This is a genomic window from Bradyrhizobium sp. Gha (assembly GCF_900113735.1).
In the GTDB taxonomy this organism is placed as follows: Bacteria; Pseudomonadota; Alphaproteobacteria; order Rhizobiales; family Xanthobacteraceae; genus Bradyrhizobium.
The window spans coordinates 119,859-137,347 of the sequence record NZ_FOQM01000014.1; the positions used below are offsets into that span (position 1 = coordinate 119,859).

Below are 17,489 nucleotides of genomic sequence, written 5' to 3' on the forward strand. Positions count from 1 at the left end.
GTAACCGGTCTTAACAGGCCTTTAACTTAAAACTCTCGATAAATCTTACGCGAAAAGTGGTGGTTCCGTAACCATGCAGCCGGGCCTGGCGCGGGCCTCGCACCCGGTTACGGCAGTTGCGTTGGAGTGTGTGATGAAGGGGCTCATTGTGGGCGCAGCCGCATTGGTTGCAGCCGGCTGGACAGCTTCGGCCGAGGCCGCCGATCTCAGTTACGGCCAGCGAGCGCCCTATACCGTCAATCAGCCACTCAACTCCTATAGCTGGGCCGGCCCGTATCTCGGTGGCAATCTCGGCTATGAATGGGGCTCGGTCGGCAACAATCCCGCAAAGCCATCCGGATTCGTCGGCGGGGTGCAGGCCGGCTACAACTTCCAGAACGGCCCATGGGTGTTTGGCGTCGAGGGCGACATCCAGGCCGCCGGTGCCGATGATACTTTCGCGCCGTGGAAGTTCTCCAATCCCTGGTTCGGCACGCTGCGGGGTCGCGCGGGCTATGCCTTCAGCAACGTGCTCTTCTACGGCACTGCCGGTCTCGCCTTCGGCGAGCTGCGCGCGCAGACCTTCGGCTTGACGGAGTCGCACACAACGGCTGGCTGGACTGCGGGGGTCGGCGCGGAAGTCGGCCTCGCGCCGAACTGGAGCGCGAAGCTCGAATATCTCTACGTCGACCTGTCGACCAGCCAGTTCGCGATTACCGGCGTGTCGAACGGCTACAGCGCCAGCATCGTGCGCGCAGGCGTGAACTATCACTTCTGATAGCGAAAGAAGAAAATACCGGACCACAACCTCCCGGCCGCTTGCGGCCGGGACTTTTTTCGCGCCAGCTTTGTTGGAGCAGGTGCCTTACGAAAGGATCACGAGATTGACCGCTTTCGGGCCCTTCCCCTTCTTGTCCGGTTCAACTTCGAACGTGATACGCTGTCCTTCGGCAAGGTCCTTCAGTCCCGCCCGCTCCACAGCAGTGATGTGAACGAAGACGTCGCGACCGCCGTCGTCCGGCTTGATAAAGCCGTAGCCGCGCTCGCCATTGAAGAACTTGACCGTTCCCGTATTGGCCATCGGGAAACTCCCCCTCATTGCTCCTCCGTCGCAAGCAGACGCGCGTCGCGACATGACCGGGCATTACGAAGCCCGGGAGAGCTGGCCATCCTTGGGCAGACCCATCGGTCCGTCCGGATCTTTCTTAAGGCCTTCACTCCGCCGCAACCATTCGCGGAAGCGGAACGTAAAGCCAGTCACGGAAACAGCATAATACGGTTCTTTGCAGATTGACTACCGCTCCTGCATATTTTTCCCAAAGATCACGGTGCCTTACGTCGTGGGTACCTCCTAATTTACGGCTTGGGTACCTCTAATCGGAATCTGGCGGCTCCGCCTTGGCCGAGCGGCATCTCCAGCTCGGGCAGGATCGTCTTGAGCTCGCTTTGCAGCGTGTACGGCGGATTGACGATCAGGAGCCCGGTCGAGGTGAGGGCGGCGCCGTCGGCTTGCGGCGCGACGCTGAATTCGAGGCGGAGACATTTCCCCGGAGTCTTTGCGGCAGCTGCGGTGCGAGCCACGAGTTGCGCCAGCGTGTCGGTGGCGCGCCGGCTCTTGGCGGGATACCAGATTACATAGATACCGGTCGGCCATTTCGCGAAGGCGCTGGAGAACGCCTCGCCCAACCGCTCGAACTCGTCTTTGGCCTCGAAGGGCGGATCGATCAGCACGAGCCCGCGTCGCTCCTTCGGCGGAACGAAAGCCGGCAGCGCCATCCAGCCGTCGAGATCGACCACGCGCGCCTGTTCGTCGCGCCGCAACGCGTCGATCAGCGCCTTGCGCGCCTTCGGCTCGAGCTCGCAGGCCACCAGCCGGTCCTGCGGCCGCATCAGGGCGCGCGCGATCAGCGGCGAGCCTGGGTAAGCCTTGAGCTCGCCCTTCGGGTTGAAGGCCCGGACGATGTCCATATACGGCTTGGTCAGCGCGACGCTCTCGTTCGAGAGGCGCGCCTGCATCAGTCGCGCGATGCCGGTCAGCCACTCGCCGCTGCGGCGGGCCTCGTCGCTGTCGAGATCATAGAGGCCGGCACCCGCATGGGTGTCGATGACGCGGAAGGCGGCTGGCTTGTCCTGCAGATAAGTCAGGATGCGTGCCAGCACGATGTGCTTGATGACATCGGCAAAATTGCCGGCATGAAAGGCGTGGCGATAGTTCATGGGATAGGACTGCGTTGTCTCGCGTGATCCTAACCCCTTGTCATTGCGAGCGCAGCGAAGCAATCCAGAATCTAACCGCGGGGGCAGTCTGGATCGCTTCGCTGCGCTCGCAATGACGGGAGCTACCCACCCCTGATCGGCGGCATCGTCACCTGGTCGCGGCGGCAGGAGCGGCGTTCGAGCTCGTCGCAGGCGCGGAATTGCAGGTCCTTGCTGAGGCAGATGCGGACTTCGGACAGCCGCGTCCGGTTGCAGGTGATCGAGATGGCCGCATTGCTCAAACCGGGATTGGCCTTGATGAAGGCTTCTTCCACCTCGCCCGGCGCCACCGTCTTGGCCTCCGACAGCTCGAGATATTCGGCCGGGATCTTGATCGCGGCGCGCGCCTTGCGAATGGTCTCGAAATAAGTGCGGTCGGTGAGCCCGGAGCAGGTGCCGTGCTTGTCCCATTCATTGAAGATCAGTCCTGGCGCCGGCATCAAATCGAGCATCGAAGAGACGATGCTGCGGTTCAGCCGCGGCGACGGCCGCTGACAATATTCCGGAAAGCCGCTCTCATATTGCGGCCAGAGCCCGTGAACGACGAAGGAATAAGGCCGTCCCTCGCACTGGACGTTCGAGCGCCCGCCGCTGCGGCCGCGCTCGGCCGCTTCCTCGCAGAAGGACGGCGACCACGACAGCGACAGCACGTAGAAATCGAATTCACCGGGTGTGTTCTGCCGCTTGTCCTGCGCCTTTGCACCGTCGGCGAGCGAGATCAGCCCGACGGCAAGGGTCAGGGGGAGGGTCAGCGAGATCACGAGACGGGAGAACGAAGGCAATCTAAAGTAAAACATGGTGACGCCCCTCAACTAGACTGTGCAGAAAGCCTAGCAGGCAACGTGAACATTTCAAGAACAAAATTCAGGTGCGACAGACGACCTGGTCGCTCGATAAGCCCGAATCAGGGGCTTCGGCTCAGGGCTTGGCTGCGCGGCAGGACGGATTGTACGCCCAGTTGCGGTCGAGTCCGACCACGCACCATTCGACGCCCTGACCATATCCGGCAAAGCCGCCATCCTCGATGATCGAGAAGTGCACCCTGCGCACCTTGCCGTCAGTAAGCATGGCCTCGCCGGTGCAGTAGCGGCGCGGAATGTTGTCCGACGCCCAGGGCCGGAAAGCCGTCTCGTGAACATTGGCGAAGCCCGTGATTTGCAACGGCGAATTCCAGAACGAGCTTTCCTTCTCCCAGAACTGGCTCGAGATTGTCGGCAGCGCCTTGTCGCATTCGGCGACATTGCCGTCATACCGTGGGCCGCTCAGCCAGAAATTCAGCTCCAACGGGTTGGCGGCCTTGGCCTCGGTGAGCGACAGCGCTCCGAATACGAGGCCGAGAACGGCGGCAAAGCGAAGTGATTTCAGGGAGGTCGAGGCGCGCATGGGCAATCCAGACAGCATGATCTGCGAAGGTCAGACGGTGCCGCGAAGGGCGGGGGAGGTCAAGTGCAGCGCGGCAACACTCGGGCAGGAGTTGATCATAACGTCGCACTCGACAGGCCTTCGGTTCTTTCCACCGCCGCGCCGGCAACGTAAACTGCCGGCGATCAATCGGAGTGACGGGAATGCGAATCATTGCGGCCGCGGGCCTTCTTGCCTTGGGTATGATGGCGAGCCAGTCGGCGCGCGCCGACATTCTCCCGGTGCCTCCTTTCAAGGGCAACGACACCGGCGGCATCATCGCTTATTCGATGGCGACCCAGGTCGATGCGCGCCAGATCGCGGTCGATCACTGTGCGCAGTACGGCAAGGTGGTGAAATTCCTCGCGGTGCAGGCCTATCAGGGCGGTTACATCTCGTTCGCCTGTCGTTGGGTGCCCTACGGCGCCGCCGATCGGCCGATCCGCACCCTCTACTGAGGCGTTTCGGAACGGCCGGCCTCGACATCTCAGCCGGGAGTTTCTGCTATGACGCGCAAGCTTGCTTTGCTCGGATCAGTCGCTTGTCTCGTGCTGTCGGCAGGCAGCGCCGTCGCTGACGACCTGCCGGTGCGCAAGGCGGGCCTCTGGGAAATGAAAATGGTCAGGACCGGCTCGGCGATGCCGGAGATGACCATGCAGCATTGCACCGACGAGACTGTCGACAAGGAGATGAGCAACAACATCTCGCCGATGGCCAAGCAGGTCTGCTCCAAGCAAGACGTCAAGAAGACGGCCACCGGTTATGTCAGCGATTCCGAGTGCAGCGTCGCCGGCATGTCCACGACCTCGCACGCCGAGATAACAGGCGATTTCAATTCGGCCTACACGGTGAAGACCTCGTCACATGCGCAAGGCGGTGCCGCCGGTACCGCAGGGCGCGACACCACCATGACGCTGGAGGCCAAATGGCTTGGCGCATGCAAGACCGACCAGAAGCCCGGCGACATCGTGATGCCCGGCGGGTTCAAGATGAACGTGCGCGACCTCGACAAGCTGAAGGCGCTGCTGCCGAAGCAGTAGTGCCGGAAACCGCTCCCTCGCCCAGTTCGCACTGGGACGCGACGAGCCTCGCTCGTGCCGAGCGAGGTCAGAAAGCTACACCGGTATCCGGACGCTCGCCCTCAATCCACCCATCGGGCTGTCGCCCAGCGTGATGTCGCCGCCATGCAAGCGGGCGATGTCGCGGGCGATCGCCAGGCCCAAGCCCGTGCCGCCTTCGTCCTGGTTACGGGCATTGTCGAGCCGCAGGAACGGCTTGAACACTTCCTCGCGCAAATGCACCGGAATACCCGGGCCGTCGTCGTCGACCGTCACAGTCAGATAGCGGTGATCGCGCTGACCGGAGATGGCGATGGCCTTGCCATAGCGCGCGGCATTGGTGACGAGGTTGGCGAGGCAGCGCTTGAACGAGGCCGGCTTCACCGTCACCACGGGCAGGCCACTGAATGTCACGGTCGCGGCATGGCCATGGCGTTCGGCGTCGCTGCGCAACTCCTCGAGCGCCTGCACCATGTCGGTCGGCTGCGACTGCTCGCCGGAATCGCCGCGGGCAAAGGCGAGGTAATCCTCCAGCATCATCGACATCTCGTCGACGTCCTTGCGCATGCCCTCGAGTTCGGGGTTGTCGCCGATCAGCGCCAGCTCGAGCTTGAAACGGGTGAGGATGGTGCGCAGATCGTGGCTGACGCCGGCGAGCATCGCGGTGCGCTGCTCCATCGCGCGTTCGATGCGCGACTTCATCTCGAGGAAGGCGCCCGCCGCGCGACGCACTTCGCGCGCACCGCGGGGCCTGAAGTTCGGCGCCTCGCGGCCCTTGCCGAAGCTTTCCGCGGCATCCGCAAGCCGCAGGATCGGCTTGATCTGGTTGCGCAGGAACAGCACCGACACGATCAGCAGGATCGAGGACGTGCCGACCATCCAGAACAGGAAGATCTCCGAGTTCGAGGCATACGCGGCGCTGCGCTGCGCGAACACGCGCATCACGGCATCGTCGAGCTGGATGCGGATCTCGACGAGGTTGGAGCGGCCGACCGTGTCGATCCAGAACGAGCGTCCGATCTGGCGGCCCAGCTGCACCGACAGCGTCTGGTCGAGCAGCGAGAAGAACGGTTTTGGCCCGGGCGGCGGCATGTCGCCAGGCGGCAGGAAATCGACGGTGAGTTGCAGGCGCTGCAGGGCGATGCGGCGAATCTGTTCGCGGTCCTTGTCCTGTGGATAGCCCTTGTAGATGTCGATCAGCGCGGCGATGTCCTGCACCACCGCGGCCGAGAGGCGGCGCGTCACCGTGTTCCAGTGCCGCTCCATGAACACGAAGGCGACCACCGATTGCAGGATCACCATCGGCACGATCATGATGAGCAGGGCGCGCGCATAGAGGCCGGTCGGCATCCAGCCCTTGAATGCGTTGCCCATCCAGCCGTTGGCGCGCGAAACACGGCCGGCGGCGCTCTTCAGAAGCGTCAGGCCGGTATCGATCGTGCTCATCGGTCTTGCTTCACTCAACGTCTACGGCGAGGCCACGAGCCGGTAGCCGATGCCGCGCACCGCCTGCAGGAACAGGGGATTGGCAGGATCGGTCTCGATCTTGCGCCTGAGGCGATTGATCTGGACGTCGACGGCGCGCTCGTTGACGCTGCCGTTGCCGGTCAGCGCGCTGCGCGGCACGGTCTCGCCCGGCGTCTCCGAGAGAATCCGCAGCATCTCGCGCTCGCGGTCGGTGAGATGGATGACCTCCTCGCCCTGACGCAATTCGCCGCGATCGAGATGATAGACGTAAGGACCGAACGCGATCTTCTCCACCGCCGCGGCCTGGACCGGCGGCGCGGCGCGTTTGAGGATGTTGTTGATGCGCAGCGCCAGCTCGCGCGGCTCGAACGGCTTTGCGACGTAATCGTCGGCGCCGATCTGGAGGCCCTCGATACGGGCCTCGGGCTCATGCCGCGCGGTCAGCATCACGATCGGCACCGAGGAGGAGGTGCGGATGAACCGGGCGAGATCGAAGCCGGTCTCGCCGGGCATCATGACGTCGAGGATCAACAAGTCGAAATGCAGTCCCAGCAGCTTCGCGCGGGCATCGCCGGCACTGGCGGCAGTGGTGACGCGATAGCCTTCGGCCGCGAGAAAGCGCGACAAGAGATCGCGGATGCGGCGATCGTCGTCGACCAGCAGCAGATGGGGGGCGTCGTCGGCCGGTTGCGCCGGCGGGCGGGCGAGCGTGGCAGCGAGCGGCACGGTCACTCCTTTGAGGCTTGATTGGTGGCGAAGATCGTCTCCAGCACCTTGTCCGGATCGTCGCGGTCGATCATGGCACGCAGGAAGCGCTTGACGGTCTCGGCGTCATCAGGCGCCATCTCGGCGAGCGCCCTGGTGATCCGCGTGGTCTGGAGGCCGGCGAGCTTCTGCACCAGCGCCTCGCCCTTCGGTGTCGCATAGAGCAGCCGCTGGCGTCGGTCATTGTCGCCGGTCTTCTGCACGATATAGCCCTCGTCCAGCAGCTGCTTGAGCACGCGGCCGAGCGACTGTTTGGTGATGCGCAGGACGTCGAGAAGGTCGGCGACCTTGAGCCCCGGGTAGCGGTAGACGAAATGCATGACCCGGTGATGGGCCCGGCCGAAGCCAAAAGCCTCCAGCTCCTGGTCGGGATCGCCGACGAAATCGCGATAGGCGAAGAACAGCAGCTCGATGATATCCCAGCGCAAATTGCCTCCTTCGCCTGCCGCCGGCCGGGGCTCGGCAGCGCTTTGAGAGGGAGTCGCGAAATTTATGTCAGGCATATTGACGTATCTTGGGTTCAATGTTACAAAACGATTGGCCCGCACGAAATTTTAGATCGTTTCGCGTCGGGTAGCATTTCCAGGAGCGGCCGGAGTGTGCCCGACAGGCGGTGACGGCCGAAGCAGATCTACCGTGCGATTGTCGAGCGGCATTTCGGCAAAACATACTGGACTTCCGCCTTCCGCAAAAGCATGTCCTCGGGAGACATGCTGGTCACGGAAACCGGCCGTAAGAAGGCTGGCGGAGGTTCGGCCAGAAACCTAATGAGCCAGCCGGGCCCGAAAATGGGCAGGCGGGCGCGAAAAGCAGCGCCGCCACCGGCAGCGGGAGGCAAGGACATGAGCATGAAATTCGACATCCAGCCCGCATCCAATCCGACGCCCGAGAAGGACCGGGTCGCCAAGCTGGTGGACCCCGGCTTCGGGCGCGTGTTCACCGATCACATGGCGGTGGTCCGCTACAACCAGTCCAAGGGCGGCTGGTATGAGGCGAAGATCGAGGCGCGTGCCAATTTCCAGATCGATCCGGCCGGTGCGGTCCTGCACTATGCGCAGGAAATCTTTGAGGGCCTCAAGGCCTACAAGCGCGACGACGGCGGCGTGAACCTGTTCCGTCCCGACGCCAACGCGCGCCGCTTCAAGGACTCCGCCGATCGCATGGCCATGGCGCAGCTCCCGGAAGATGTCTTCATCGAGGCCGTCGAGCAGGTCGTGCGCATCGATCGCGCCTGGATGCCGGGCGGCGAGGGCAGCCTCTATCTGCGTCCCTTCATGATCGCGAGCGAGACCTTCCTCGGCGTCAAGCCGTCGTCCGAATACATCTTCGCGGTGATCGCCTCACCCGTCGGCTCCTATTTCAAGGGTGGCCCCGCGCCCGTCTCGATCTGGGTGTCGGAGAATTACACGCGCGCCGCCGTCGGCGGCACCGGCGCCGTCAAGTGCGGCGGCAATTATGCGGCCAGCCTGCGCGCGCAGGCCGAAGCGATCCAGCACGGCTGCGATCAGGTCGTGTTCCTCGATGCGGTCGAGCGCCGCTACATCGAGGAGCTCGGCGGCATGAACGTGTTCTTCGTGTTCGACGACGGCTCGCTGTCGACGCCGCCGCTCGGCACCATCCTGCCCGGCATCACCCGCGACTCCATCATCGCGCTCGCCCGCGATGCCGGCAAGACCGTGCGCGAGGAGCCGTATTCGCTCGACCAGTGGCGCAAGGATGCAGCGAGCGGCAGGCTCAAGGAAGCGTTTGCCTGCGGCACTGCCGCCGTGATCTCGCCGATCGGCAGGGTGCGCTCGGTCAGCGGCGACTTCGAGATCTCGGGCGGCGCCGCCGGCCCCGTCGCCATGGGCCTGCGCAAGCAACTCGTCGACATCCAGTACGGCCGCACCAACGATCCGCACAACTGGATCCGCAAGGTGTTTTGAGGCTGAGGCAGTCATTCCGGGATGGTCCGAAGGACCAGACCCGGAATCTCGATGCTTCGCATCGCCCCGGAATGACGGCCGCAACAGTTGCCGCATCGCGCGTCGGCTGGTAAACGCCCGCATGGCCGAAAAACCCAAAAAACCCCAGAAACTGAAGGCGCGCTTGCCGCGCGGACTCGAGGATCGCGACCCCTCGGCGATCCGGGCGACGCGCGAGATGGTCGAGAAGATCCGCGCCGTCTACGAGCTCTACGGGTTCGAGCCGGTGGAGACGCCGGCGATGGAATACACCGATGCGCTCGGCAAGTTCCTGCCCGATCAGGACCGTCCGAACGAGGGCGTGTTCTCGTTCCAGGACGACGACGAGCAGTGGATCAGCTTGCGCTACGACCTGACCGCGCCGCTCGCGCGCTATGTCGGCGAGCGCTACGGCACCGATGGCCTGGTTTTGCCCTATCGCAGCTATCGTGTCGGTTACGTCTTCCGCAACGAGAAGCCCGGCCCCGGCCGCTTCCGCCAGTTCATGCAGTTCGATGCCGACACGGTCGGCTCGGCGACGCCGGCGGCCGATGCCGAGATCTGCATGATGGCGGCCGACACGATGGAAGCGCTCGGCATCGCGCGCGGCCAGTACGTGGTGAAGGTCAACAATCGAAAAGTGCTCGACGGCGTTCTCGAGGCCATCGGGCTCGCTGGTGAGGAGAATGCGGCACGCCGCCTGACCGTGCTGCGCGCGATTGACAAGCTCGACAAATTTTCCGCTGATGAAGTGCGCAAGCTGCTCGGCCCCGGACGATGGGACGGTGGCGAGGAAGGCAAGGGCGACTTCACCAAGGGTGCCAATCTCAGCGCGGCGGAGGCTGATGTCGTTCTCGCCATCACCAGGCCTCGCGAGGATTGGAAAGAAGCCATCGCCGCGGCGGAAACCTACCTTGCCAGGAGCGAGATCGGCCAGGCCGGCGTGAGCGAGCTGGAAGAGATTGCCAAGCTTGTCACAGCGTCCGGTTACGGCGCCGACCGCATCAAGATCGATCCGTCCGTCGTGCGCGGCCTCGAATATTACACCGGCCCCGTCTACGAGGTCGAACTGCTGCTCGAGACCAAGGACGAGAAGGGCCGCCCTGTGCGCTTCGGGTCGGTCGGTGGTGGCGGTCGTTACGATGGCCTCGTCTCGCGCTTCCGCGGCGAGCCGGTGCCGGCGACCGGCTTCTCGATTGGCGTGTCGCGCCTGCAGGCCGCGCTGACGCTGCTCGGCAAGCTCGACACGCGCCCCGAAGTCGGTCCCGTCGTCGTGACCGTGTTCGACCGCGACCGTGTCGCCGACTATCAGAAGATGGTCGCGAGCTTGCGCGCGGCCGGCATTCGCGCCGAGCTCTATCTCGGCAATCCCAAGAACATGGGCAACCAGCTCAAATATGCCGACCGCCGCAATTCACCTTGCGTGATCATCCAGGGCTCGGATGAAAAGGCGCGCGGCGAGCTGCAGATCAAGGATCTGGTCGAGGGCGCGAAGGCCGCGGCCGCGATCGCCTCCAACCAGGAATGGCGCGAGACGCGTCCCGCGCAGTTTTCGTGCAGCGAAGCCGAGCTCGTCGTGAAGGTGCGCGAGGTGCTGGCGCGCCATGAGGTGAGCTGGGGCTAGCCATTCGTTTCGATCGTCGTGCCCGGGCTTGTCCCGGGCACCCACGTCTTGTTTGATAGCGAAGTCCGTGGATGGCCGGGACAAGCCCGGCCATGACGGAGAGGCGAGAGGGAGAAATGATATGCCTGAGATTACCGTCAGCATGGCCGAAGGCCGCACCGACGAGCAGAAGGCCGGCATGATGCGCGACATCACACAGGCGCTGGTGAAGAATCTCGGCGTCGACGCCGATGCCGTCGTCATCCAGATCAACGAAGCCCCGCTCCGCCACAAGATGAAGGGGGGCAAGACCTTCGTGGAACGCGCGGCGGCCGCGAAGAAGTGACGCTTAGCGTCATTCCGGGGCAGCCCGCGAGGGCTGAACCCGGAATCTCGATCGGCAATCTCCGGATTCCGGGTTCGCGCCTCGCGCGCCCCGAATGACGAGCAAGCACCATGGACGCACGTGATTTCATCAAGGTCGGCATGAGCGCCGAGCGCACGCTGGTGGTACCCGTGGAACGCACGGTCGGGCATTTCGTGCCTGATATGCCGATGGTCTATGCGACCCCGATGATGATCCTGGAAATGGAGATGACGGCGAGCGATGCGATCCGCCCTGCGCTTCAGGCGGGCTGGGTCACCGTGGGCACCGAAGTCGACATCCGCCATCTCGCCGCCGCCCTCGTCGGCGCGACGGTACGGACCACCGCGAAAGTGATCGCGGTCGAGCGCCGGGTCATCCGCTTCGACGTTGAAGCGTTCGAGGGGGCGCGCAAGCTCGGCGAAGGCCGCCACGCGCGCGGGCTTGTGAATGTCGAGATGTTCAACAAGCGGCTTCGCGCGTAATCTCTACGTCGCCAATTCCCTCGATCGCTTCGTCGCTGCCGCAATCGCGCGGATCATGAGGTCGCGCAGGCCCGGCTCGCCCATCAGGACGCCGAGGGCCGCCGCGGTGGTGCCGCCGGGCGACGTGACGTTCTGGCGCAAGGTGCTGGAGGGAAGGTCCGACTGATGCAGCAGCTCACCGGAGCCCGCCACCGTTTCGCGCGCGAGCTTGGTCGCGAGCGCTTCGGGCAATCCCGCCTCGACGCCGGCACGCGCGAGCTCTTCGGCGAGCAGGAATACATAGGCCGGCCCCGAACCGGACACGGCGGTCACCGCATCCATCAGGCCTTCATCCTCGACCCATTCGACCGAGCCGGTGGCGCGCAGCAACGCATCGGCCACCCTGCGCTGTGAGGTGCTGACATTCTTCGCGGCGACGGCCACCGTGATGCCGCGCCCGATCGCGGCGGGCGTGTTCGGCATCGCGCGCACGACCGCGCCGCCGCAGACCTCCTCGAGCGAAGCGATCGTGGTTCCCGCCATGATCGAGACGACGGAGGTCTCTTCCGAAACAAACGATTTCAGCCTGGCGCCGGCCTCGCGGAACATTTGCGGCTTCACCGCGACGACCATCGTCTCGACGGTGCCTGCTGTCTTCACATCGGGATTGACCGCAACGCCCTTGGCAGCCAGCGCGGCGATCTCGGGCGAAACGTGCGGATCGATCACCGCAACGCGGCGCGGATCGAGCCCGCCCGCCAGCCACCCGGTCAGCATCGCGCCGCCCATCTTGCCGGCGCCGGCGAGCAGGATGGTGCCGGTGACGTCTTGGAGAGTGTTGTTTGCCATCGCTGCCGCCAAATACCCGGTGTCGTCCCCGCCTGGTGCGCAATTGCGCACGGGGGGCGGGGACCCATAACCACAGGCGGTTCTAATGGACGGCGGGCAGAGCAACAAGCGTTGTGCCACGAGCGGCATCACGCGTATGGATCCCGGGCCTTCGCTGCGCTCGTCCGGGACGACGGCTGTGGGTGAGGCGCGACTACGCCTCGCCCACCGTATCGAACATCGCGGCGTCCATGGCCTGGGCCGTGGTCTTGCCCGCCCACACCACGAACTGGAACGCCGGAAAGTAGCGTTCGCAGGCGTGGATGGCGCCGGCGAGCATGGCTTCGCATTGCGCGGTCGAGGCCGTGAGACCGCCCGGCAGCACCAGCGCCTGGCGGTGCATGATCATCCCCGTGTTGGTCCAGAGGTCGAAATGGCCGATCCACAATTGCTCGTTGACGGCCGCAACCAGTCGCTGCACCTCGCCGCGCCGCGCGACCGGAATCTTCATGTCGAATGCGCAGGCCAGATGCAGTGCTTCGATCTCGCCCATCCACGTGAAAGAGATCTGGTAGTCGGTCCATTGTCCCTTCGAGACAATGGTCAGTTCGTCTTCGCCGGAGCGTTCGAACGGCCAGTTGTTGCTGGCAGCGATGTCCTCGACCACCGCGAGCGGATGGCTTTTGGAATCGATAGCGCCTTCGAGCAGGGACATGCCGTCTCGACCTCTTGCCTTCTTGTTGTCCTTAGATACGCACGCGGTTTGGTCCGGCGCGCGCTTCCTTAACGTCGTTAAGGGCAATCTCTTCGGAGTCGCTTGCAGCGATCCTCGGACCAGCGCGGGCTTGTCGCGGATCAACTGATGTGATTTGCGGAATCTGCGCAACTGGGTCCCGAGTCCGTCCACAAGCCAGGACTCGTTCGTCCACAGCTGATCTCGGACACAATTATTAATTTGAGAACAAACCGGAATCGGATCGAGCGGCGGTCGGCTCAATCGTTAATTCCGCCCTGCGAGGGCCGTGTCGCCCCAGCGGAATGGGACCATGCGGCTTTTTGGGGCGGAACAGGCTTGCTGTGGCCGCGGACCGGCGTCATATTTCCGGTCAGGTCGTTCATCCCGAACGGCCGATGTTCTCAGGGCGGGGTGAAAGTCCCCACCGGCGGTAAGGACCGAAAGGACCAAGCCCGCGAGCGCCTTCCCCAAGGTCTTTGATGAGGGGAAGGGTCAGCAGATTCGGTGCAACTCCGAAGCCGACGGTTAAAGTCCGGATGAAAGAGAACGGTCGGTGGCAGACGCATCGCAAGATGCGGCTGTTTGTCGTTCCGTATGCCCTGATTCTGGTCCTCGAGAGGAAAGCCATGAATCAGATGTTGCAAGATACCCAAGTCCAAACTTCCAAAGCCGAAACGTACCAGGCCCAGGCGCCGGTTCCACAGGATCCGGTGAAGGAGCACCCACGCTTCGCAAAGCCGCAGCGGGTGGCCTTCGTGCAGGCTTGCTGGCATCGCGACGTGGTCGAGGAAGCTCGTATCGCCTTCATCAAGGAGGCCGAGGCGCGCCACCTCACCCACGTCGACGTGTTCGAGGTGCCGGGCTCTTTCGAGATCCCGCTGCATGCGCAGGTCCTCGCCAAGACGCGGCGCTACACCGCCATCGTCGCAGCGGGTCTCGTCGTTGACGGCGGCATCTATCGTCACGAGTTCGTCGCCGACACCGTGATCAAGGCGCTGATGGACGTGCAGCTGCGCACCGAGGTGCCGGTGTTCTCCGCCGTGCTGACGCCGCAGCAATTCCACGAGACCGAGGTGCACTACGATTTCTTCCGCAGGCACTTCACGATCAAGGGCATCGAGGTCGCAGCCGCCTGTGCGGAGACGTTGCACGGCCTGGAGCGGCTGCGCGGCCAGGTCGCTGCGGGGATTGTATAGCGGTCGCAAAGACTCGCGCTCCTCTTCCTGAGGAGCGCGTAGCTCACCCCAGAGACACGCCGGCCTTGGCCCGGCTGATCCCGAGCGTCAGGATCCGGTGCAGCAAGTCCTTGTACTTCAGCCCGTCGTGCTGGGCTGCCGTGGCGAACTCCTGGCTCTTGGCGATTTCGGGGTTGGGGTTGGCTTCGATGAAATACGGCGTGCCGTCGGCGGCGAGGCGGAAATCGATGCGCGCGTAGCCGTCGAGGCCAAGCGCACGGTAGATGCGTTTCGCGGCACGCTGGATGCGCGCGGTGACTTCGGGCGCGAGATCCTTCGCCGGTCCGTCGACGATGCCGACGCGCTCCTGATAGTCGGTGTCGTGCTTGGCTTTTTCGGTGGCGATATGGCGTGAACTGCGCCCGCCCATGCTGCCGAATTTCAATTCCCACACCGGCAGCACGCGCAGCCGGTTGTTGCCGAGCACGCCGACATAGAGCTCGCGGCCTTCGATGAACTGCTCGGCGATGGCGGCCGTTTCGCTCCGGTCGTGGATGAAGGCGACGCGCTCCGCGAGCTTGTCGTCGGTATCGACGATGGAGGCCTGCGAGATGCCGGCAGATCCATCCATGTTGAGGCTCTTGACGATCAGCGGCAACGCAAGATGCTTTGGCCGCTTGACCTTGCGCCGCATCGGGAAAACGGCGAAGGCCGGTACCGCGATGCGGCGGTGATGGACCAGCGTCTTGGACAGGTCCTTGCCGCGCGCCAGGATCAGGCCACGCGGGTTACACCCGGTATAGGGAACCTTCATCAGCTCGAGATAGCTGGCGATGTGCTGATCGTAGGCGACGTTGTAGTGGAATTCCTCCAGCAACGTGAACACCACGTGCGGCTTGAACTCCTCGATCGCTTCGCGGACCGGCCTGATTTCCTCCTGCGCGCCGAGTGCGCGGACCTCATGGCCGGCTAAGCGCAAGGTGCTGACGACGTCGTATTCCGTTTTCCAGTTGTTGATTTCCTGCGCCGTGTAGCCGTCGGAGGAGTCCGGGGGCACGAAGTCCGGATGCATCAGCACGAGAATACGGAGTCGTCTCATAGCGCGATCCATTTGCGCCGAGACGGGCCGAACAGTGCGTGCATCGTCTTGGCGGTCACGAGGACGGTGAAATCGAGAACGAGCTTCTGTTCGGGGCCCACCGCGCGCAAATCGAGCTCGCGGCAGCGGGAGATCATGTCGTCGAGCACGGCATCCAGGGTGAGCTGGTTCTCGCCGGTCCATCGCGCGACCAATTGCCTGATCCGGCCACGGTGCCGCCGGATCAGGCTCGATGCGGGCCGGGACCGATGATGCCGTGGATCGGCGGAAAACAGCCGGGAGAGGTCGCGATCGTAGGTCTTCGGCGGCGTGAAAGCGTAGAAGGCCTGCTTCTTCTTGTAGTGGTCTTCGAGCGTCTCACTGAGCCGGCTCAGCGGATCGACGCGTTCTCGCGTCGTGATGACGGGTCGCTTCCCCGCGATCTCGCCCATCAGCTCGTCGACATATTCGAGCTTCCTCAGCGCCGGCCAGCCGGCATACCGCGTCCGCCAGTTCGAGCGCGGTCGCAACCACACCGCAAAGGTTTCGGCGAAATCCTCGTCCGGGTGGCTCTGCGCGTACCAAAGCCTGAGGTGCTGGACGTAACGCCGGCTCGCCGGATTGGGCCGGTAATAGCGGGGATAGTGCTTCGAAGACGGTCCGAACAGCTGCTGCCAGCGCCGGCGGCGCTGCAACTGGAAGCCGTGCTGCACGGCATGGCCGGCCTCGTGACGAAGGATGGCCATGCACTCGCGCCAGGTGCCGCCCTCGACGTCGAACATCATCTTCTTCTCGAGCTTCATCAGGCGCGGATGGGCGAGATAGAACGGAATGGCGATTCCGGGCACGTCTCCCGGGCTGAACCATTCGCTCGAGATCCATGTGTGCGGCCGCAGCCGGAGGCCGCGCTCTTCCATCTCCTCGTGCAGCGTGGCGACGCAATCCGCGAGCCAGGTGCCTTCGACCTTAACTTTCAGGCTGGAGAGGCGCTGCTTGAGCAGCTCGTCATCCGACAGCTTTTCCCAAGCGAGTTTCCGTCGCGGCATCAGGTATCCAGAGGGCAGAGATGACTCGGGATCCGGATGATGTCATGGGCGGCAGCGGGCAACAACCCGTCGGACGGGGCGCCAGGGGCAATGCCGTAGGGGTGAGTTAGCCGAAGGCGTAACCCACCCCTTCCGTTTCCGAGGAAAGAGACAGCGGTGGGTAACCCACCCTACGAACTCAGCGTGTTCAGTCGAACAGGCTCGACACGGACTCTTCTGCGGCAGTGCGCGCGATGGCATCGGAGATCAGGCTGGCGATCGGAAGCGTGCGGATGTTCGGCGCCTTGGTCACCGCTTCCGTGGCCAGGATCGAGTCGGTGATGACGAGCTCTTTCAGCTTCGAACCGGCGATGCGGGCGGCCGCGCCGCCGGAGAGCACGCCGTGGGTGATGTAGGCGTAGACCTCCTTGGCGCCCTTGGCGATCAGTGCATCGGCTGCGTTCACCAGCGTGCCTCCGGAATCGACGATGTCGTCGACCAGGATGCAACTGTAGCCGGAGACGTCGCCGATCACGTTCATGACCTCGGACTCGCCCGGACGTTCGCGGCGTTTGTCGACGATCGCGAGCGGGGTGTTGATGCGCTTGGCGAGGCCGCGGGCGCGGGCCACGCCGCCCACGTCGGGCGAGACCACCATCACCTTGCCGAGGTCGAAACGTTCGCGGATGTCACGCACCATCACGGGCGCAGCGAACAGATTGTCGGTCGGGATATCGAAGAAGCCCTGGATCTGGCCGGCATGCAGGTCGAGCGTCATGACGCGGTCGACGCCGGCATGGGTGATCAGATTGGCAACGAGCTTGGCCGAGATTGGCGTGCGCGAGCCGGAGCGGCGGTCCTGCCTGGCATAGCCGAAATAGGGGATCACTGCGGTGATGCGGCGCGCCGACGAGCGGCGCAGCGCGTCGGTGATGATCAGCAGCTCCATCAGATTGTCGTTCGCCGGAAACGAGGTCGACTGGATGATGAAGGCGTCCGAACCGCGGATGTTCTCCTGGACCTCGACGAAGATCTCCATGTCGGCGAAGCGCCGCACCACCGCTTTGGTCAGCGGCACATCGAGGCCCTGCGCGATGGCCTGCGCCAGAGCCGGATTGGAGTTGCCGGCGACAAGCTTGATGGAGCCGTTCTTGGCCGACATGGACGCTTCCTCCCGCGCTTTGCTGGATACGACGTTCAACATCAGAAAATACCCACTGGCAGCACGGTTACGACGGGCGAGGAAATATCAGGCGAGAGGCCGCAATGGCAACCCGGGATGCTACGTTTTCCCTCTGAAAACCCTGAGTCGGGCCAACAGCTTGGCGGTAAACCGGGCCCGTGGTT

The 17,489-nt window shown here is 64.0% G+C and carries 20 protein-coding genes and 1 riboswitch; of the genes, 8 read left to right on the forward strand and 12 right to left on the reverse strand.

Going from position 1 to position 17,489, the window contains the following annotated elements; genetic code table 11:
* Positions 1 to 133: 133 nt before the first annotated feature.
* Positions 134 to 757, forward strand: coding sequence for an outer membrane protein (locus tag BM222_RS18605; RefSeq protein ID WP_177243310.1), 624 nt, complete (start codon positions 134 to 136; stop codon positions 755 to 757).
* 87 nt (positions 758 to 844) lie between these two features.
* Here the strand turns inward: BM222_RS18605 and BM222_RS18610 are convergent, their stop codons facing one another.
* From BM222_RS18610 to BM222_RS18625, 4 genes are all read right to left on the reverse strand, one after another.
* Complete coding sequence (locus BM222_RS18610; protein ID WP_027534220.1) at positions 845 to 1,060, reverse strand: cold-shock protein; 216 nt, start codon at positions 1,058 to 1,060, stop codon at positions 845 to 847.
* A gap of 275 nt (positions 1,061 to 1,335) precedes the next feature.
* Positions 1,336 to 2,196, reverse strand: a complete 861-nt coding sequence (locus BM222_RS18615; RefSeq protein ID WP_092230087.1) for a 23S rRNA (adenine(2030)-N(6))-methyltransferase RlmJ — start codon at positions 2,194 to 2,196, stop codon at positions 1,336 to 1,338.
* 122 nt (positions 2,197 to 2,318) lie between these two features.
* On the reverse strand, positions 2,319 to 3,032 hold the full coding sequence (locus BM222_RS18620; protein ID WP_092230089.1) for a ribonuclease T2 family protein: 714 nt from the start codon (positions 3,030 to 3,032) through the stop codon (positions 2,319 to 2,321).
* A gap of 121 nt (positions 3,033 to 3,153) precedes the next feature.
* Positions 3,154 to 3,618, reverse strand: a complete 465-nt coding sequence (locus BM222_RS18625; RefSeq protein WP_092230091.1) for a hypothetical protein — start codon at positions 3,616 to 3,618, stop codon at positions 3,154 to 3,156.
* Positions 3,619 to 3,800: 182 nt separating this feature from the next.
* Here BM222_RS18625 and BM222_RS18630 point away from each other — a divergent pair, with 182 nt between their 5' ends.
* Together BM222_RS18630 and BM222_RS18635 are read left to right on the forward strand one after the other, a co-directional pair.
* A complete protein-coding gene (locus BM222_RS18630) occupies positions 3,801 to 4,094 on the forward strand; it encodes a hypothetical protein (RefSeq protein ID WP_092230093.1) in 294 nt (97 codons plus the stop codon).
* A 48-nt stretch (positions 4,095 to 4,142) separates the two neighbouring features.
* Positions 4,143 to 4,676 (forward strand): DUF3617 domain-containing protein, encoded by a 534-nt coding sequence (locus BM222_RS18635; RefSeq protein ID WP_092230095.1) that lies wholly within the window; start codon positions 4,143 to 4,145, stop codon positions 4,674 to 4,676.
* Positions 4,677 to 4,751: 75 nt separating this feature from the next.
* Here BM222_RS18635 and BM222_RS18640 read toward each other — a convergent pair whose 3' ends face one another.
* The 3 genes from BM222_RS18640 to BM222_RS18650 are packed head-to-tail and all read right to left on the reverse strand — an operon-like array spanning position 4,752 to position 7,429.
* On the reverse strand, positions 4,752 to 6,140 hold the full coding sequence (locus tag BM222_RS18640; RefSeq protein ID WP_092230097.1) for an ATP-binding protein: 1,389 nt from the start codon (positions 6,138 to 6,140) through the stop codon (positions 4,752 to 4,754).
* 21 nt (positions 6,141 to 6,161) lie between these two features.
* Complete coding sequence (locus tag BM222_RS18645; protein ID WP_092230099.1) at positions 6,162 to 6,893, reverse strand: response regulator; 732 nt, start codon at positions 6,891 to 6,893, stop codon at positions 6,162 to 6,164.
* A complete protein-coding gene (locus BM222_RS18650) occupies positions 6,890 to 7,429 on the reverse strand; it encodes a MarR family winged helix-turn-helix transcriptional regulator (RefSeq protein WP_177243311.1) in 540 nt (179 codons plus the stop codon). The genes BM222_RS18645 and BM222_RS18650 overlap by 4 nt, the downstream gene beginning before the upstream one ends.
* Positions 7,430 to 7,768: 339 nt before the next feature.
* Here BM222_RS18650 and BM222_RS18655 point away from each other — a divergent pair, with 339 nt between their 5' ends.
* The 4 genes from BM222_RS18655 to BM222_RS18670 all read left to right on the forward strand — a co-directional run bounded on the left by BM222_RS18655 (position 7,769) and on the right by BM222_RS18670 (position 11,321).
* Positions 7,769 to 8,851: a branched-chain amino acid aminotransferase gene (locus BM222_RS18655; RefSeq protein WP_092230203.1), complete on the forward strand. Its 1,083-nt coding sequence runs from the start codon at positions 7,769 to 7,771 to the stop codon at positions 8,849 to 8,851.
* Between the two features lie 121 nt (positions 8,852 to 8,972).
* Positions 8,973 to 10,493, forward strand: a complete 1,521-nt coding sequence (gene hisS / locus BM222_RS18660) for a histidine--tRNA ligase (protein WP_092230103.1) — start codon at positions 8,973 to 8,975, stop codon at positions 10,491 to 10,493.
* 121 nt (positions 10,494 to 10,614) lie between these two features.
* A complete protein-coding gene (locus BM222_RS18665) occupies positions 10,615 to 10,818 on the forward strand; it encodes a tautomerase family protein (RefSeq protein WP_008144861.1) in 204 nt (67 codons plus the stop codon).
* A 110-nt stretch (positions 10,819 to 10,928) separates the two neighbouring features.
* Positions 10,929 to 11,321: a thioesterase family protein gene (locus BM222_RS18670; RefSeq protein ID WP_092230104.1), complete on the forward strand. Its 393-nt coding sequence runs from the start codon at positions 10,929 to 10,931 to the stop codon at positions 11,319 to 11,321.
* A gap of 3 nt (positions 11,322 to 11,324) precedes the next feature.
* Here BM222_RS18670 and proC read toward each other — a convergent pair whose 3' ends face one another.
* A complete protein-coding gene (proC, locus tag BM222_RS18675) occupies positions 11,325 to 12,149 on the reverse strand; it encodes a pyrroline-5-carboxylate reductase (RefSeq protein WP_092230205.1) in 825 nt (274 codons plus the stop codon).
* A 193-nt stretch (positions 12,150 to 12,342) separates the two neighbouring features.
* Positions 12,343 to 12,843 carry a type III secretion system chaperone family protein gene (locus BM222_RS18680; protein ID WP_092230105.1) on the reverse strand — a complete coding sequence of 167 codons (501 nt, stop codon included), beginning with the start codon at positions 12,841 to 12,843 and terminating at the stop codon, positions 12,343 to 12,345.
* Positions 12,844 to 13,257: 414 nt separating this feature from the next.
* A riboswitch (FMN riboswitch) is annotated at positions 13,258 to 13,416 on the forward strand.
* Positions 13,417 to 13,490: 74 nt separating this feature from the next.
* Here BM222_RS18680 and BM222_RS18685 point away from each other — a divergent pair.
* Positions 13,491 to 14,060, forward strand: coding sequence for a 6,7-dimethyl-8-ribityllumazine synthase (locus tag BM222_RS18685; RefSeq protein ID WP_092230207.1), 570 nt, complete (start codon positions 13,491 to 13,493; stop codon positions 14,058 to 14,060).
* Between the two features lie 43 nt (positions 14,061 to 14,103).
* On the opposite strand, the gene BM222_RS18690 is transcribed toward BM222_RS18685, so the two are convergent.
* The 3 genes from BM222_RS18690 to BM222_RS18700 all read right to left on the reverse strand — a co-directional run bounded on the left by BM222_RS18690 (position 14,104) and on the right by BM222_RS18700 (position 17,304).
* Complete coding sequence (locus tag BM222_RS18690) at positions 14,104 to 15,138, reverse strand: D-alanine--D-alanine ligase family protein (protein WP_177243312.1); 1,035 nt, start codon at positions 15,136 to 15,138, stop codon at positions 14,104 to 14,106.
* Positions 15,135 to 16,163, reverse strand: coding sequence for a putative zinc-binding metallopeptidase (locus BM222_RS18695; RefSeq protein ID WP_092230108.1), 1,029 nt, complete (start codon positions 16,161 to 16,163; stop codon positions 15,135 to 15,137). The genes BM222_RS18690 and BM222_RS18695 overlap by 4 nt, the downstream gene beginning before the upstream one ends.
* A gap of 187 nt (positions 16,164 to 16,350) precedes the next feature.
* Entirely contained in the window at positions 16,351 to 17,304 is a 954-nt protein-coding gene (locus BM222_RS18700; protein ID WP_057741970.1) for a ribose-phosphate pyrophosphokinase, read from the reverse strand.
* Positions 17,305 to 17,489: the final 185 nt, after the last annotated feature.

Coding starts and splice junctions, on each gene's coding strand:
- BM222_RS18695 (WP_092230108.1), bottom strand. CDS start 16,163: ATGCCGCGACGGAAACTCGCTTGGGAAAAGCTGTCGGATGACGAGCTG.
- BM222_RS18700 (WP_057741970.1), bottom strand. CDS start 17,304: ATGTCGGCCAAGAACGGCTCCATCAAGCTTGTCGCCGGCAACTCCAAT.
- BM222_RS18670 (WP_092230104.1), top strand. CDS start 10,929: ATGGACGCACGTGATTTCATCAAGGTCGGCATGAGCGCCGAGCGCACG.
- BM222_RS18655 (WP_092230203.1), top strand. CDS start 7,769: ATGAGCATGAAATTCGACATCCAGCCCGCATCCAATCCGACGCCCGAG.
- BM222_RS18605 (WP_177243310.1), top strand. CDS start 134: ATGAAGGGGCTCATTGTGGGCGCAGCCGCATTGGTTGCAGCCGGCTGG.
- proC (WP_092230205.1), bottom strand. CDS start 12,149: ATGGCAAACAACACTCTCCAAGACGTCACCGGCACCATCCTGCTCGCC.
- BM222_RS18610 (WP_027534220.1), bottom strand. CDS start 1,060: ATGGCCAATACGGGAACGGTCAAGTTCTTCAATGGCGAGCGCGGCTAC.
- BM222_RS18630 (WP_092230093.1), top strand. CDS start 3,801: ATGCGAATCATTGCGGCCGCGGGCCTTCTTGCCTTGGGTATGATGGCG.
- hisS (WP_092230103.1), top strand. CDS start 8,973: ATGGCCGAAAAACCCAAAAAACCCCAGAAACTGAAGGCGCGCTTGCCG.
- BM222_RS18685 (WP_092230207.1), top strand. CDS start 13,491: ATGAATCAGATGTTGCAAGATACCCAAGTCCAAACTTCCAAAGCCGAA.
- BM222_RS18665 (WP_008144861.1), top strand. CDS start 10,615: ATGCCTGAGATTACCGTCAGCATGGCCGAAGGCCGCACCGACGAGCAG.
- BM222_RS18650 (WP_177243311.1), bottom strand. CDS start 7,429: ATGCCTGACATAAATTTCGCGACTCCCTCTCAAAGCGCTGCCGAGCCC.
- BM222_RS18690 (WP_177243312.1), bottom strand. CDS start 15,138: ATGAGACGACTCCGTATTCTCGTGCTGATGCATCCGGACTTCGTGCCC.
- BM222_RS18635 (WP_092230095.1), top strand. CDS start 4,143: ATGACGCGCAAGCTTGCTTTGCTCGGATCAGTCGCTTGTCTCGTGCTG.
- BM222_RS18615 (WP_092230087.1), bottom strand. CDS start 2,196: ATGAACTATCGCCACGCCTTTCATGCCGGCAATTTTGCCGATGTCATC.
- BM222_RS18625 (WP_092230091.1), bottom strand. CDS start 3,618: ATGCGCGCCTCGACCTCCCTGAAATCACTTCGCTTTGCCGCCGTTCTC.
- BM222_RS18640 (WP_092230097.1), bottom strand. CDS start 6,140: ATGAGCACGATCGATACCGGCCTGACGCTTCTGAAGAGCGCCGCCGGC.
- BM222_RS18620 (WP_092230089.1), bottom strand. CDS start 3,032: ATGTTTTACTTTAGATTGCCTTCGTTCTCCCGTCTCGTGATCTCGCTG.
- BM222_RS18680 (WP_092230105.1), bottom strand. CDS start 12,843: ATGTCCCTGCTCGAAGGCGCTATCGATTCCAAAAGCCATCCGCTCGCG.